The organism is Actinomyces sp. Marseille-P3109, from assembly GCF_900323545.1.
In the GTDB taxonomy this organism is placed as follows: domain Bacteria; phylum Actinomycetota; class Actinomycetes; order Actinomycetales; family Actinomycetaceae; genus Actinomyces.
The window spans coordinates 1,587,729-1,602,393 of the sequence record NZ_OOHN01000008.1 but is presented as its reverse complement, the minus strand read 5'-3'; the positions used below and the strand labels follow the sequence as shown (position 1 = coordinate 1,602,393).

Annotated in this window: 11 protein-coding genes; 3 read left to right on the top strand and 8 right to left on the bottom strand. The window is 67.4% G+C overall.

Annotated elements, in window-relative coordinates:
* Positions 1-206: 206 nt before the first annotated feature.
* From BQ8008_RS07110 to ptsP, 3 genes are all read right to left on the bottom strand, one after another.
* On the bottom strand, positions 207-470 hold the full coding sequence (locus tag BQ8008_RS07110; protein ID WP_234415276.1) for a hypothetical protein: 264 nt from the start codon (positions 468-470) through the stop codon (positions 207-209).
* A 127-nt stretch (positions 471-597) separates the two neighbouring features.
* Positions 598-1,578, bottom strand: coding sequence for an acyl-CoA thioesterase (locus BQ8008_RS07105; RefSeq protein ID WP_108833403.1), 981 nt, complete (start codon positions 1,576-1,578; stop codon positions 598-600).
* Entirely contained in the window at positions 1,575-3,272 is a 1,698-nt protein-coding gene (gene ptsP, locus BQ8008_RS07100) for a phosphoenolpyruvate--protein phosphotransferase (protein WP_108833402.1), read from the bottom strand. Before ptsP ends, BQ8008_RS07105 begins: the two co-directional genes overlap by 4 nt.
* A gap of 426 nt (positions 3,273-3,698) precedes the next feature.
* Between ptsP and BQ8008_RS07095 the strand changes: the two genes are divergently transcribed.
* Positions 3,699-3,926 (top strand): glucose PTS transporter subunit EIIB, encoded by a 228-nt coding sequence (locus BQ8008_RS07095; RefSeq protein ID WP_108833401.1) that lies wholly within the window; start codon positions 3,699-3,701, stop codon positions 3,924-3,926.
* A 404-nt stretch (positions 3,927-4,330) separates the two neighbouring features.
* On the top strand, positions 4,331-6,550 hold the full coding sequence (gene malQ / locus BQ8008_RS07090) for a 4-alpha-glucanotransferase (protein WP_108833400.1): 2,220 nt from the start codon (positions 4,331-4,333) through the stop codon (positions 6,548-6,550).
* Between the two features lie 133 nt (positions 6,551-6,683).
* Here the strand turns inward: malQ and BQ8008_RS07085 are convergent, their stop codons facing one another.
* The 3 genes from BQ8008_RS07085 to BQ8008_RS07075 are packed head-to-tail and all read right to left on the bottom strand — an operon-like array spanning position 6,684 to position 8,319.
* Positions 6,684-7,145: a PTS sugar transporter subunit IIA gene (locus BQ8008_RS07085; RefSeq protein WP_108833399.1), complete on the bottom strand. Its 462-nt coding sequence runs from the start codon at positions 7,143-7,145 to the stop codon at positions 6,684-6,686.
* Entirely contained in the window at positions 7,142-7,627 is a 486-nt protein-coding gene (locus BQ8008_RS13985; RefSeq protein WP_325048127.1) for a PTS glucose/sucrose transporter subunit IIB, read from the bottom strand. The genes BQ8008_RS07085 and BQ8008_RS13985 overlap by 4 nt, the downstream gene beginning before the upstream one ends.
* On the bottom strand, positions 7,570-8,319 hold the full coding sequence (locus BQ8008_RS07075; RefSeq protein ID WP_108833398.1) for a GntR family transcriptional regulator: 750 nt from the start codon (positions 8,317-8,319) through the stop codon (positions 7,570-7,572). The genes BQ8008_RS13985 and BQ8008_RS07075 overlap by 58 nt, the downstream gene beginning before the upstream one ends.
* 211 nt (positions 8,320-8,530) lie before the next feature.
* Here BQ8008_RS07075 and BQ8008_RS07070 point away from each other — a divergent pair, with 211 nt between their 5' ends.
* On the top strand, positions 8,531-10,039 hold the full coding sequence (locus BQ8008_RS07070; protein WP_108833397.1) for a PTS transporter subunit EIIC: 1,509 nt from the start codon (positions 8,531-8,533) through the stop codon (positions 10,037-10,039).
* A gap of 104 nt (positions 10,040-10,143) precedes the next feature.
* On the opposite strand, the gene pepN is transcribed toward BQ8008_RS07070, so the two are convergent.
* The gene (pepN, locus tag BQ8008_RS07065; RefSeq protein WP_108833396.1) at positions 10,144-12,741 is read right to left on the bottom strand and encodes an aminopeptidase N; all 2,598 of its coding nucleotides are present in this window, start codon (positions 12,739-12,741) and stop codon (positions 10,144-10,146) included.
* A 186-nt stretch (positions 12,742-12,927) separates the two neighbouring features.
* The gene (locus BQ8008_RS07060; protein WP_199907951.1) at positions 12,928-14,619 is read right to left on the bottom strand and encodes an LPXTG cell wall anchor domain-containing protein; all 1,692 of its coding nucleotides are present in this window, start codon (positions 14,617-14,619) and stop codon (positions 12,928-12,930) included.
* Between the last annotated feature and the right edge of the window lie 46 nt (positions 14,620-14,665).

The window sequence follows — 14,665 nt, the reverse complement described above, 5'->3', positions numbered from 1 at the left end:
ACTTAAAAGCTGTTGGCTGGGGTGGCGGGGGTGATGAGATTGTGTTCACGAGTGGGAGATTGTTTTTGCTGACAGTGGCTCTTGCGTGCGGTTCCGCTTGCATTCTTGTCTCGAATCGCCCCCTGAGTCTCACGCCTCTCTCTGTCATTCTGGCGCCTAGACTAACCCTATTCTCTCCTCTTGAGAAAGAATCTGAATAAATGCGTTTATGTCAGCCAGGCTGTGAGGCCGTGGACGATGGCCGCGATCGACGGGCCGATGATCATGGCCACCTCTCTGCGTCGGATACCGATGCCGGCGTCGACGATCTGGACCACCATTGCAGCCATGAGGACCAGCCTCACGGTAGTGATGTCTGAAGCGGCGACAAAAGGTACGGCTGCCGTCACCACGCCGAGGGGAACCGCTCGAGCCGCATACATCTGAGCGAAGAACCTCTCCCCGGCGCTGACCTCTCGCGACTTGCTCATGATCTGAGGTTGGAAGACAGCCAGCAGTGATGACACCGTACTGATTGTTGCGGCGATAGCGTTGAGAATCTGAAGTATGGCAATCGGCACCGTTAATCACCTGAGAGGAGGAAAGGTGGAGAGAGCCTCAGCCGAGGATCGCGCTGCCGTCGTCGTCTTCACCTATGCGGATCCGCCAACGGCCTGAGCCGGCGTCGAACCCTGAGCCCGTGGGCATGCGGACCATGCCCTCCTGAGCGATGGTCGACACGAGCCTGCCGGATGAATCAAAGACCTGGGCGCGCGCCATACCCCGGCCTCCCTGCGAGGAGGGCGAGTCCTGCACGTACAGCAGCCAGTCGCTCATATCCACGTCCCGGTGGAACCACTGGGCATGGTCGAGGGTCGCCAGACTCATGCCCTCGCTGCGCCAGGACAGCCCCTGACTGCGCAGCACCGGCTCCAGCATCACCTGATCGCACACGTAGGCCAGTAGCGCTCGGTGCACGGTCTGGGAGGTCTGCTCCGGGATGCGGCCGCGCGAACGTATCCACAGGTGCTGGACTCCACCCCGTTCCTGAGCGGGGCGCAGGTAGAGGTTGCCCTCCACGTGCCTGAGATCGAAGGCCGCTGTACGACCCAGAAAACGCGCCACCGGATGATCGATGGTGCGGAAGATCTCCAGAGCGCTCGTCAGGTCCTCAGGGCGCGGCACCGAGGGAGCCGCGACGTGAAGATCAGCCCCCTCCTGCTCCTCCTGAAAGGATGTGAGCATTGTGAGAATCTGCGTTCCCTCCTGGGAGGCGGCGGTGCGCCGCTGGGAGAAGGACCTCCCGTCGTGCAACCGTTCGACGGCGAAGTTGATCGGCTTGTCCGGTTGCCCTCCTCGCATGAAGAAGGCGTGGACGGAGTGCGGTAGGCGCTCGCCGTCGCCGTCGTCCTCGACCGTGGTGGCGGCGGCGAGCATTCCCTGGGCAACCACCTGGCCGCCGTAGACCCGCCCCGAGAGCTGCGGCAGGGAGCCGCCGGTGAAGACATCCTCCCCGTCTCCCGCCGCCAGGCTGAGAATCCGGGTCACTGAGCCGAGGGGCTCCTCCGTGGCGGCGGGGACGGGATAGGGGGTGGTCACAGACCGAGCTCCTCCAGGATCGGCAGCTGAGCGCGCACGTTGGAGCGGGCGTCCTCGGCGGTGGGGGAGGCGACGGCGATCTTCGCCAGCTCCCGGCACTCGTCGAGGGTGACGGACTTCAGAACGGCATCGACGTCCGGCAGCGCGCGCGCCGTCATCGACAGCGAGGCGACGCCCAGGCCCACGAGCACGGTGGCCAGCGCCGGGTCCGCGGCTGCCTCACCGCACACACCCACTGGGCGTCCCTTGGGGGAGGCGCCCTCACACGCTGTGCCGATCAGACGCAGCACGGCCGGCTGCCAGGCAGTGGACAGGTCTGCCAGTGAGGACAGCAGGCGGTCGGCGGCCATGACGTACTGGGTGAGGTCGTTTGTGCCGACGGAGGCGAAGTCCGCGTGCTCGAAGAGCTTGTCCGCCATGAGCGCGGCGGAGGGCACCTCGATCATCATGCCGGCCGTCTTCAGCCCGTAGGAGCGGGCCTTCTCCGTGAAGGCCTTGGCCTCATCGGCCGTGGAGATCATCGGGGCCATGACCCACACCTTGGCCTCGGTGGCGGCCTCGGCCTTGGCCAGCGCCTCAAGCTGGTGCTCCAGCACCTCGGGGTCGCGGCGCGTGGTCCGGTAGGCGCGCACGCCGAGCGCTGGGTTGGCCTCGGTGGCGTCGGTCAGGAACGGCAGCGGCTTGTCGGCCCCGGCGTCGAGCGTGCGCACCACGACCTTCTTGCCCGGGAAGGCCGCCAGAACACCCCGGTAGGCCTCCACCTGGGCCTCCACCGTGGGCTCCTCGGGCTGATCGAGGAAGCAGAACTCGGTGCGGAACAGGCCGATTCCCATCGCACCGGCCTCCGCGGCACTGCGGGCGCCGGCCGCGTCGCCGACATTGGCCAGCAGCTGCACCTCGTGACCGTCCTTGGTGGCGCCGTCACCGTTGAAGACACGCACGCGCGAGGCCAGCTCGCGGGCCCGGCGCAGGGCGTCCTCGGAAGGATTGATGGTGATGGTTCCCTTGGTGCCGTCCACCAGGACGATATCGCCCTCGGCCAGCGCGTCGGTGACCTCCTCACCGGTACCGACGATCGCCGGCATCCCCAGCGCGCGCGCCAGGATCGCGGTGTGGGAGGTGGGCCCGCCCTCGGAGGTGATGAAGGCGATGACCTTCTCGGGGTCCAGCAGCGCGGTGTCGGCAGGGGCCAGGTCGGTGGCCACGAGCACGAAGGGCTCGGGCAGGCGGGGGATGCCCGGCATGGGGGAGTCGGTCAGGACGGCGACGATGCGGTCGCGCACGTCCTGTACGTCCCGGGTGCGTTCGGCCATGTAACCGCCCAGGGACTCCAACATGGCGGCCAGCGTCCCGGCTGACTCCCACACGGCGCGCTCGGGAACCAGGCGCTTCTCACGCACCATGGCCTGCGCCGTCGAGGTCAGGGTGGGATCGGCCGCCATCTGCGCGGTGGTCTCGAGGAGCGTGCGGGCCTCGGCCTTGGCCTCGGCGGCGGACAGCTCCAGGCCCTTCTTGACCTGCTGGGCTGCCAGCGCGATGCGCTCGCACTCCTTCTCAACGTCGCGGCTGGGTTCGAGCGTAGCGATCTCGGGCTCAGGAATAGGGGGCGCCATCCTGGCGACGGGGCCGGCCACAAGGCCAGGGCTCACACCGATGCCGGACAGGGATGTGGAAGTGGTGTCGGACGCTGTCATGTGGTGCTCCTCATCGGAGACGAAAGGGGGATCATCGCTCATTGTGCCCTGACTGCGGTGCGAATGAGACGTTTCCGCCAGGGGAATAAAGTTTCCTTCAGCGCCGGCGCCAAGGCATCTATCGCGTTCCCGTAAGGTTACGCGAGGGATCGGTGCTACGCGAGGAGGAATGCCCGGTGGATCGGGCAGAGTCTCTTCATCGTCTCTTCATCGTCTCCTCAGCGTCTCCTCGATGCCCTCGCGGTGTCTCCTCGGCCCATGTCTCCTCGATCTCCTCGGCGTCCTGCTGCTGTCTTGGATCGGCTCCCTCACCGCGAGGGGCACTGAGGTGGGATAAAGTGATCGTGACCACGAGGACCCCAGCCGCCCGGCCGACCGCACGACAGACGGGAACTGCGTGAGGACGGGAACCGAGAAGGAGTAGCCATGAGCACTGCATCAGACATCGTCGCCGGTCTCGGCGGCCAGGAGAACATCACCGACCTTGAGCCCTGCATCACGCGTCTGCGCGTGGAGGTCTCCGACCAGGCAAAGGTCGACGAGGAGGCGCTGCGGGCCGCCGGGGCCTTCGGCGTGGTGCGTTCCGGCCGCATCGTTCAGGTCGTCGTCGGCCCGACGGCGGACACCCTCGCCTCTGAGATCGCCTCCCTCTGACCCGTCCCCAGCGGTTCGGCAGATCGCCTGGCTCCAGCATGCAGCACTGGAGTCGGGCGACCTGTCGCTGCGGGTCCGCAACGTCAGGGCGATCAAGCCCCGACCGGTTGTCTCACCAGCCGTTCGACCGGCTGTGCGGCCCTCAGCACATGATCCCGGCGTTTCCCGATCGCAGGGGCGGGATCCCGCAGCGCGGTAGTGAAACTGTTGCAGCAAAACATCAGGTGACACGGTGCGGCAGGGTGCGCAACCGCGAGCGGCTAGGGCACACTTGGACACTGCTAGTCCCGCTAGCGCCTGCGTCCCGTTCCAACCCGTCAGTCCCCGCCGGGTTGACGGCGGAGCGCAACCGTGCTCCACGGCACTCCACCGCACATCTGCACACGCAAGGCTGACCCACCCACATGAACGAGTTCAACGACGACCAGTTACCTGCCTCTGAGAGCCTCAAGCACCTTGCTGAGGCCTATGGTGTCTCCACCGAGTACTGGGACTACCACGGCAACCTTGCCTCCCCCTCCAGCGCCACACTCAAGGCGGTGCTCACCGCGCTCGGCGTACGGGCGCGCACCGACGAGGAGATCGAGACCTCGCTGAAAGAGGTCGAGGACGCCCCCTGGCGTCGGACGCTCGCCCCCACCGTCGTCACGCGGGGCGGCGTGGAGTCCACGGTTCCCGTCTACGTGCCCGACGGCGCCAGAGTCCGGGTGCGCGTCGAGCTCGAGGGCGGTGAGGTCCGCGATCTGACCCAGACCGAGGACTGGACCGTGCCGCGGGAGGTCGACGGGATCAAGCGCGGTCGCGCCTCCTTCATCCTGGGAGCCGACCTGCCCCTGGGGTGGCACCGGCTCATCGCGGAGGTCAGCCCGGGCTCCGACTCCGGTGACCAGGCGGCGCTCCAGGGCGCGCACGCCGCCCCACCGGCCGACGCCGAGGCCGAGACGGTCACGGTGACCTCCGCCCTCGCGGTCACTCCCAACCACCTGGATCTGCCCGAGGCCCTCGGGGATCGCGGCTGGGGCGTCATGACCCAGCTGTACTCGATCCGCTCGCGGGGCTCCTGGGGCACCGGCGACACTGATGACCTCACCGAGCTCGCCTCCTTCCTGGGGGACCAGGGAGCCGACTTCCTGCTCATCAATCCGCTGCACGCCGCTGAGCCCGTGGCGCCGATGACCCCCTCGCCCTACCTGCCGGTGACGCGCCGATTCGTCAACCCCCTCTACATCCGTCCTGAGAACATCCCGGAGGTGGCCCGCCTGTCCGGTCCCAAGCGCTCATTGGTGCAGTGGGCCTTCGAGGAGGTCGAGGACAGCGACCTGAGTGCCGAGCCGATTGACCGCGACGCGGTGTGGAAGGCCAAGCGCGAGGCCCTGGAGGTCATCTTCGCCGCCGGACGGTCCTACTCCCGCCAGCGCGACTTCGAGCGCTTCCGCGCCGAGCAGGGGGAGGGGCTGGAGCGCTTCGCCCTGTGGAGCGCGCTGATCGAGAAGCACGGCCCTCTGGAGACCTGGCCCGCCACCCTGCGTGAGGCGAACTCCGCCTACGTGGCCAACGAGGCGCACCTGCTGGCCGAGCGCATCGACTTCTTCGCCTGGCTGCAGTGGATCGTCGACGAGCAGCTGGCCCGCGCCCAGGCGCAGGCCCTGGCCTCCGGAATGGCCCTGGGCATCATGGACGACCTCGCCGTGGGCGTGCACTCGCAGGGTGCGGACGTGTGGTCCAACCCCGAGGCCTTCGCCTCCGGCGTCACCGTGGGTGCACCGCCGGACATGTACAACCAGCAGGGACAGAACTGGTCCCAGCCCCCGTGGAACCCCGAGTACCTGGCTCGAAGCGCCTATGCCCCCTTGCGTGACATGGTGCGTACGGTGCTGCGTCATGCGGGGGCGCTGCGCGTGGACCACGTCATCGGCCTGTTCCGCCTGTGGTGGATCCCCGAGGGCATGGGTGCCGACCGAGGCGCCTACGTGCGCTACGACCACGAGGCCATGCTCGGCGTCGTCCTGCTGGAGGCCTACCGGGCCGGCGCCGTCGTCATCGGTGAGGACCTGGGCACCGTCGAGCCCTGGGCCCGCGACTACCTGGCCAGCCGTGGTGTGCTGGGAACCAGTGTGCTGTGGTTCGAGAAGCAGCACGACGGCTGGCCCCTTCAGCCCCAGGACTACCGGCGCCTGGCCCTGTCCACGGTCAACACCCATGACCTCCCCCCGACCGCCGGCTACCTCGCCGACGAGCACGTCGAGCTGCGCGAGCGGCTCGGTCTGCTCACCGAGCCGGTCGAGCAGGTGCGCACCGAGGCCCGTATCGAACGCGACCGGATGACGGCCCGGCTACGCGAGCACGGTCTGCTGGGGGAGGCCCCCACCGAGCGTCAGGTGGTCGAGGCTCTGCACCGCTACGTGGTACGCACCCCTTCGGTCCTGGTCGGCATCGCGCTGGTCGACGGCGTGGGGGAGCGGCGCGCCCAGAACCAGCCCGGTACTGACCAGGAGTACCCCAACTGGAGGATCCCCCTGGCCGATGGTGCGGGTGAGGTCGTCCTCGTCGACGACCTGCCCGAGAACGCCCGCCTGGGCAGCCTCTTGTCCGTCGTGCGCGACGAGATGACGTCGTCGTCCTGACGTCTCCTCGCCGGCTCGACCGGTGGTTGCGACGCCGCGGAAGACAGTGGTCCCGGCCGTTTTGGTGACGGCCGGGACCACGTTCCATTCGTGGAGGCAGTGACCGTAGACGAACGTATACGGCAGCCCGACCTTATGCCCAGGTCATGAGCGGGTCGCCGGCTGCGACCCGCTGCCCCGTCGGAACCGGGGCCAGGGCGGACTCCTCCCCCTCCAGGGCGATGACGGAAACGATCGGGTTGAGCCCACCTGCCTTGATCTGCGCGGGCGACCAGGTGATGACGGGCTGGCCCGCGCTGACCGCCTCGCCCTCGGCCGCCAGCACGGTAAAGCCCCTGCCTTCCAGACTCACGGTGTCCAGCCCCAGGTGGACCAGCACACTGCGTCCCCCGGCGGCCGTGATGACGTAGGCGTGGGGATGGATCTTCGCAACGGTTCCGCTGACCGGCGCCAGGGCGGCGGAACCGCCTTCGGCGGTGTACTCCGGGTTGACGGCCACTCCCGGACCGACGATCCGGCCGGAGAACACGGGGTCGGGAACGTCGTCGAGGGCAACGACGACACCGGCCACCGGCGACCGGACGGCTGGGCTCACCGCAGGTCCTCGATGTCTTCTGCGATGGTGTCGGCGTTGGGGCCGACGACGACCTGCACGATCTCACCCAGCTTGACGACCCCGTGCGCGCCCGCCGCCTTGAGGGCGGGCTCGTCCACGAGGGAGCCGTCCTCGAGCTCGCAGCGCAGACGGGTGATACAGGGCTCGATCTCCACGATGTTGTCGAAGCCGCCGAGGGCGTCGACGATGCTCTGTGCCTGGGACATGGGTTCCTCCTGGTCTGACCGGACGGGTGCCGGGCTCTGGGATGGTGCGTGGTGGTGCCGGAATGGGGCGTCAGAAAGGAGCCGGGAATGCGCTGTCAGGTGCGGCCCCTTCGCCGGTACCGGACTAGTGGTCCATACCAGTAGTCCATGGTACAGGTCGTCATGGGCTTGTCCAGTATCGATCGGCGATGTTTTTCTTAAGGCCGTGGTCGAGAGGGGCGGAATGCGGGCTTGGGGGCGGCCACCGGAACCCACAGGGTGTAACGGTCGGCGCGGAACAGGGTGCGCGAGTAGTCGATCGCGCGGTGCTCGTGGAAGGTGCGTCGAGTGATGTCCAGGGTCGGGGCATCCTCCTGGACGGACAGCAGTGCGGCCTCCTGGGCCGTGGCCGCATGGGCCTCGATCATGTCCTCGCCCCACTCAGGCGCCATGCCGGCCTGGGTCAGCTCTGCGTAGACCGAGAAGTTCGGGCTGGTGCGCAGCAGGTCAGGAAGAAGCGCCGCAGGGATCCAGTTCTCCTCGATGGCCATGGGGATCGCATTGGCGGTCAGCAGGCGACGCAGGTGATGGACCTCGGCGTCCGCCTCGAGCTCCAGCGCAGCCGCCACGGTCTCGTTGGCGGGGACGGTCTCGGCCAGTAGCATGACGACGCCGGGCTCCATCCCGCGCCGCTGCATCTCCTGGGTGAAGGAGGTCAGCCTTACCTGCAGATCGAGCTTTGGGGGCATGACGAACGTCCCCCTGCCCTGGTGGCGCTCCAGGACCCCGTCGACGACGAGGGTGTCGATGGCCTGGCGCACGGTCATGCGGGAGACCTCGAACTGCTCGCACAGCTCGCGCTCGGAGGGAACCGGGGAGCCGCTGGCGAGCCCGTTCCTGACGAGCTCCAGCAGGTGGTTGCGCACGATGACGTACTTCGCCGGTCTCTTGCCTGCGTTCTTGGGCATGGGGCTCCCCTGGTCGACAATGGATGGAAGCGGTCAGAAAGTGAGCTGGTCGCAACCATTGTTTCCGCTCCGTCGCGTTTGCTTGCCTCATTATGGCCGAAGAGTGCACGTAGTGCTTGACATTGAAAGTTCTTTCGGTTTTTCTGGTGCTGCTGGTCCAGACGTGTTCGGCGCCGAGCCGTCCAGACCACCCTCGTCATGGCGGGCAGCCATGGTGGGCAATTCTGACGCGGCAGTGACGCCGCTTGATCCTGAACTGGAGAACATCGTGTCAGACAAGAGGAAGAAGACGAGCGATGCCTTTGCACTCGCTCAGCGGCTGGGGCGATCACTGATGCTGCCGATCGCCACTCTTCCAGCGGCGGGCCTGCTGCTGCGTCTGGGGCAGGCGGACATGCTGGGAGCCGACGGACTGGCCAAGAAACTGCCTTGGCTGCAACCCGTCGCAGACGTCTTCGCAGCGGCCGGCGGAGCGATCTTCGACAACCTGCCTCTCATCTTCGCCGTCGGTGTTGCCGTGGGATTCGCCAGGAAGGCCGACGGCTCCACCGGGGTGGCAGCCCTGTTCGGCTTCCTCGTCTACCGCGCAGTTACCTGGACCATGTCCCCTATCGTCATGGGCAAGCCCGGCCCCCTGAGCAAGGAGGCCGTCGACTGCCTGCACAGCTTCGATCCCGCCAAGGGGGAGATCGCTCAGGTGGGGCCCTGGAACCAGGGCGTCAAGATCTGTGACCTCCCTACCCAGACGCCCATCAACTACGGGGTCCTCGGCGGTATCGTCATAGGCGTCGTCGCCGCCCTGCTCTGGCAGCGGTACTACCGCGTCAAGCTGCCCGATTGGCTGGCCTTCTTCGGAGGACGCCGCTTCGTACCGATCATCACTTCCGGCGCCGCGCTCGTCGTCGCCCTGGTGATGTCGGCGCTCTACCCGGCCTTCAACTGGCTCATCAACGACCAGCTCGGCGGCTGGCTCATCAATGCTGGGAACTCCAAGGGTCTTGCCGGCGCCCTGGCGGTCTTCGTCTTCGGCACGGTTAACCGGCTGCTCATCCCCTTCGGCCTGCACCACCTGCTCAACTCGGTGCCCTGGTTCCAGCTCGGATCCTGCCGGACGGCCTCCGGCGCAACCGCGCATGGCGACCTCACCTGCTTCTTCCAGGGCGTGGACGGCTCGAACTCGTGGACCGGAAGCTTCATGACCGGATTCTTCCCGATCATGATGTTCGCCCTGCCCGCAGCCGCGCTGGCCATCTGGCACACCGCCAAGCCCGGCAAGCGCAAGGTCACCGGTGCCCTCATGATCTCGGTTGCCCTGACCGCCTTCATCACCGGCATCACCGAACCCCTCGAGTACGCCTTCGCCTACGTGGCCTTCCCGATATACGCCGTCCACGCGGTGCTGACCGGGTCCTCCCTGGCGATCGCCAACCTCCTGGGCGCCAAGGACGGCTTCTCCTTCTCCGCCGGTGCAATCGACTACCTGCTCAACTTCGGCAAGTCCTCCGAGCTCTCCGGAGGAGTGGTCCAGGGACCGCTCATGGTTGTCATCATGGGGCTGGTTTACGCCGTCATCTACTACTTCCTCTTCCGTTTCCTCATCATCAGGTTCGACTTCAAGACCCCGGGTCGCGAGGACGACGACGTCGACGCCTTCACCGCCGCACAGGAGGCTGCCGCGAAGTCCACGGGCAAGAAGGCGGAGGAATCGCGCCGGCGCTGAGCGGCTCGGCAACCATCACTCAACCGGCCGGGGCCGGGCACATGATGTGCCCGGCCCCGGCCGGTTCGTCCTTCGATCCCGCTGCGGGCGAGTCGCTGATGCGGCTACTGGACGTCGCCGGTCTCAGCGGCCTGGGCCCTGGCCACACGTCGGGTGTCGTCGAGGTTCTCACGCACGATCCGCCGCAGGGCCGCCGGCGCCTGGGCGTGGGAGTCCAGCCAGCCCTCCAGAGCCGCAGCCGGGTCCGCCCCGTCCAGGCCCACCGTGGTGCAGGACCACAGCCCCGTCAGCAGATTCTCCGCCATGTGGAAGGTGCGAGAGGACCACACGGAGTCGATGATGTCCACGTACTGACCCACGAAGGGCACCAGCAGCTCGGGCCGGCGCTCGACGTTGGTCAGGCCGCGCAGCACACGCACCTGGGTCTCATTGGTCATGGACACGTCGTCGACGAGGGCCCGCCAGGTGGCCCGCTTCGCCTCCGGCGTCGGAATGGCGGCACGGGCCTCGGCGGCGCGCTCGCGTCCCGTGGTCGTGCGGTCCCGGGCCTCCTCGGTGCGGATCTGCTCCTCCCCGAAGCGGCCGGCGGCCACCAGCCCGGTCAGCAGGTCCCAGCGCAGGTCCTGGTCGACCTCGAGCCCGTCAAGGGGGGCGGTCCCCTCCACCAGGCCGGCGACGACGTCGAGCTGCTCACTGGTCACTGCATGGGCGGCCAGGGCTCGCACCAGCTGAAGCTGCTTGTCGCTTCCGGCCTGGGCCGCCCGGGCCAGCTCCAGCAGGCGGTCAGCGGTGCCAGGAGCGAGGTCTCGGCGCACGGCTGGGGGCAGGAAGGTCGACAAGCAGGTGGTGATTCGTCCCAGGAGCCCTTGGATGACCGAGGAGTGCTCCTCCACGCTCAGTGCCCGCAGAGCCGCCTGGAGGAAGCTGGAGGCGGCGAGCTCGCCGTCGCGCACCATGTCCCATGCCGAGGCCAAGACGATCGAGCGCGGCAGGGACTCGGTGAAGATCTCGATATGCGTGAGCCCCTGGGACAGGGACGCCTCGTCGAGGCGGACCTTGGCGTAGGTGAGGTCGTCATCGTTGAGGATCAGGACGTCGGCGCGCCTGGTACCGATCAGCTCGGGGACCTGCGTCAGCTCGCCGTCGACGTCGAGCTCGACGCGGCCGGATCGCTCCAGACGCGCATCGGCGCCCCGATCGGTCGGGTTGTAGGAGCCGATCGCCACCCGGTGCGGGCGCAGCGATGCCGGCGAGTCGGCCGGGATCTCCTGACGGACGGCCGCCTGGGTGATGACGCCGTCAGCGTCGGTGACGATCTCCAGGCGCAGGGTTGTCACCCCCGCCTCCTGGAGCCACAGCCGGGTCCAGGCGCTCAGGTCACGGCCCGAAACCGCCTCCAGTTCCCGAAGCAGGTCGTCCAGCTCGGCGTTGGCGTAGGCGTGTGCCGCCAGGTAGCGCTGGATGCCGGCGAAGAAGTTGTCCCTGCCCACGTAGCCTACGAGCGCGGCCAGGACCGAGGCCCCCTTGGCGTAGGTGATGCCGTCGAAGTTGACCTCGACATCGTGGAGGTCGTTGATCTCCGCGGCCACGGGGTGGGTGGAGCTGAGCTGGTCCTGGTTGTAGGCCCAGCCTTTCTCCAGGGTCTGGAAGGTCGTCCAGGCCTGGTTCCACCGAGTGGTCTCGGCGGTGGCCAGGGTGGAGGTGAACTCGGCGAAGGACTCGTTGAGCCACAGGTCGTTCCACCAGGTCATGGTCACCATGTCGCCGAACCACATGTGGGCCAGCTCGTGCAGTATTGTGACGGCTCGCCGCTCCACGCGGGCCTCCACGGGTCGGGACCGGAAGATGTAGTCGTCGCGGTGGGTGACGCAGCCGGCGTTCTCCATCGCCCCGGCGTTGAACTCGGGAACGAAGATCTGGTCGTACTTGCTGAAGGCGTAGGGGGTTGCGAACAGGTTCTCGTAGTAGGCGAAGCCCCGCTTGGTCAGGTCCAGGATCTCCTCGGCATCCATGTGCTCGACCAGGCTCTTGCGGCAGTAGACGCCCAGAGGAACGATGCGCCCGTCGTTGGCGATGTACTCGTCGGTGGCGCCGACGTATGGGCCGGCGACAATCGCTGTGACGTAGGAACTCATCGGCTCGGTGGGTGCGAAGGCGAAGGTATGGGCATCTCCTGAGCCGTCCGACGCCTTCGCCGGAGTCGGCTCGGGGGTGGGGGAGTTGGACAGCACTGTCCAGTTCACCGGGGTGGTGACGGTGAAGGTGAAGGAGGCCTTGAGGTCGGGCTGCTCGAAAACGGTGAAGACCCGCCGGGAGTCAGGCACCTCGAACTGGGAGTAGAGGTAGGTCTCGCCATCTGCGGGATCGGTGAAGCGGTGCAGACCCTCCCCGGTGTGCATGTAGGCGCAGTCGGCGTTGACGACCAGCTCGTTGTCCGTGGCCAGGTCCGTCAGCGCGATGCGGGAGTCGGCATAGACCTCGGCCGGGTCGAGGGTGCGTCCGTTGAGGGAGACGGAGTGGACGGTCGGTGCGATCAGGTCGATGAACGTGGAGGCTCCTGGTGTGGCCGTGAACCGTACGGTGGTGGTGGAACGGAAGACCGACTCACCGTGCGTGAGGTCGAGGACGACGGCGTAGCTCTGGGTCCGCACCGTCGCGCTGCGCTCAGCGGCCTCGAGACGAGTCAGGTTCTGACCGGGCATGAGAACTCCTGTCTGAAAGGGATGTTTGTCGCTCATGGGCGCCGAGTGATTGTCTCATCTCAACCGGGCGCCGGGTGGAAGCGCCCGTAGCGCACGGAATCGCCGGGGAGACGACATGACGTGTGTCGTCTCCCCGGCGATGGGAGGCAGTCCCCGAGAGATCAGGAACGTTGAGGAGCGAGTGGATCAGGCCTTGTTACGACGGCGCAGGAGCATCACGGCCCCTCCGATCACCACCAGGAGGGCGGCGATTCCGCCGAAGATCAAGCCGTTCGCACCGGTGTGAGCCAGTGACCGGTCGCTGTCGCCGGTCTTGGCCTCACCAGCGCGCTGGTCGGTTGCGGCTTTGTTGTCCTTGCCTTTACCCCCGTTGTCACGGTCGCCGTTGTCACGGTCGCCGTTGTCGCGGTCGCCGTTGTCGCGGTTGACCTGGTTGTTGATCTTCTGGTCGGCTGCGGCATTGTTGTTGCCGCCATTGGCCTGGTTGTTGGCGCCAGCGTTGGCCTGGGCCTCGCCGCCACCGTTAGCGTTGCCGCCGCCGTTGGCGTTGGCGCCGCCGTTGGCGTTGGCGCCGCCGTTGGCCTGGGCCTCGCCACCGCCGTTGGCGTTGCCGCCACCGTTGGCCTGGGCCTCGCCACCGCCGTTAGCGTTGGCACCGCCGTTGGCCTTGCCGCCGCCGTTGGCCTGGGCCTCGCCGCCACCGTTAGCGTTGCCGCCGCCGTTAGCGTTGGCGCCGCCGTTAGCGTTGGCGCCGCCGTTGGCGTTGGCGCCGCCGTTGGCCTGGGCCTCGCCGCCACCGTTGGCCTGGGCCTCGCCACCGCCGTTGGCGTTGGCGCCGCCGTTGGCCTGGGCCTCGCCGCCGCCGTTAGCGTTGCCGCCACCGTTGGCCTGGGCCTCGCCACCGCCGTTGGCGTTGGCGCCGCCGTTGGCCTGGGCCTCGCCGCCACCGTTAGCGTTGCCGCCACCGTTGGCGTTGGCACCGCCGTTGGCGGTGGTCTCACTCTCAGAGGTGGAGCGCTGGCTGCCCTCGATGGTGAAGGTGCGTTCCGACACCGTGGTCACGGTCTGGCTCGTGGCCGTCTCACTGTGGTGGGAGCCGGTCAGAACCAGTACGTACTCCCCGTTGGCCGCATCGGTAGGAGCGGGCAGATTGCCCACCAGGTTGCCGTTGGCGTCAACCGTCAGCTCGCCAAGGGTGTAGTAGATGCTGGAGTCGCTCTTGTTCTTGAGGAGGACGGTCACCGTCTCGCTGGCGTAGAACCCCTGGGCATTGAAAGTGAAGGTCTGGGACTGGTTCTCCGCGCGCGCGGAGACCTCGTAAGAGCCGGAGATGCGCGTGTCGTCGAAGAAGATCTGAGTCTGCTGCTGAGTGGTCGTCTGAGCCGTCTCCGTCTTGCCGCCGTAGGTCATGCAGCTGGCGCCGATGGTCCATCCATCGGTGGTCGTTGCGGTCGAGGAGCCGATGGACTTGATGAGTGCCGCCAGGTCGAGGTCCTTGGACCAGCTGCCGTCCGAGGTGGCCTCGGTCTTGATGACGTCGGAGGCGGTGCCGTCAGGGGCGTAGAGCGCGATGCCGACGGTCGCCTGTTGTCCTGAGCAGCCGGTTCCGGAGACGGTGAAGGACGTGTTGGTGCTGGCGGAGACGAATGTCTTCTCCTGAGTGATCCTGAAGCTGCTGCTCGAGCTGGTCTCGGTGGAGCTGCTGCTTGAACTGCTGGGGGTTGGGCTGGTCTCGCTGGGGCTCGGGCTGCTGGAGCTGCTCGGGCTGCTAGTGCTGTTCCTGTTGGAGTCGTTGGCGAGAGCGGGGGAAGCAATGAGAGAGGCTCCGGTCATTGCGGCCACTGCGCTCGCTGCGGCCAGGGGACGTCCAAGACGCATATCTCCTCCTAGGTCTACGGGGAACGATGGCTGCCGGCGATCCTAT

Bases quoted from the DNA above. Each gene is read 5' to 3' on its own strand.
- malQ (WP_108833400.1), top strand. From the start codon at position 4,331: ATGAACGAGTTCAACGACGACCAGTTACCTGCCTCTGAGAGCCTCAAG.
- BQ8008_RS07075 (WP_108833398.1), bottom strand. From the start codon at position 8,319: ATGCCCAAGAACGCAGGCAAGAGACCGGCGAAGTACGTCATCGTGCGC.
- BQ8008_RS07095 (WP_108833401.1), top strand. From the start codon at position 3,699: ATGAGCACTGCATCAGACATCGTCGCCGGTCTCGGCGGCCAGGAGAAC.
- BQ8008_RS07110 (WP_234415276.1), bottom strand. From the start codon at position 470: ATGAGCAAGTCGCGAGAGGTCAGCGCCGGGGAGAGGTTCTTCGCTCAG.
- BQ8008_RS07070 (WP_108833397.1), top strand. From the start codon at position 8,531: ATGGTGGGCAATTCTGACGCGGCAGTGACGCCGCTTGATCCTGAACTG.
- BQ8008_RS07060 (WP_199907951.1), bottom strand. From the start codon at position 14,619: ATGCGTCTTGGACGTCCCCTGGCCGCAGCGAGCGCAGTGGCCGCAATG.
- ptsP (WP_108833402.1), bottom strand. From the start codon at position 3,272: ATGACAGCGTCCGACACCACTTCCACATCCCTGTCCGGCATCGGTGTG.
- pepN (WP_108833396.1), bottom strand. From the start codon at position 12,741: ATGCCCGGTCAGAACCTGACTCGTCTCGAGGCCGCTGAGCGCAGCGCG.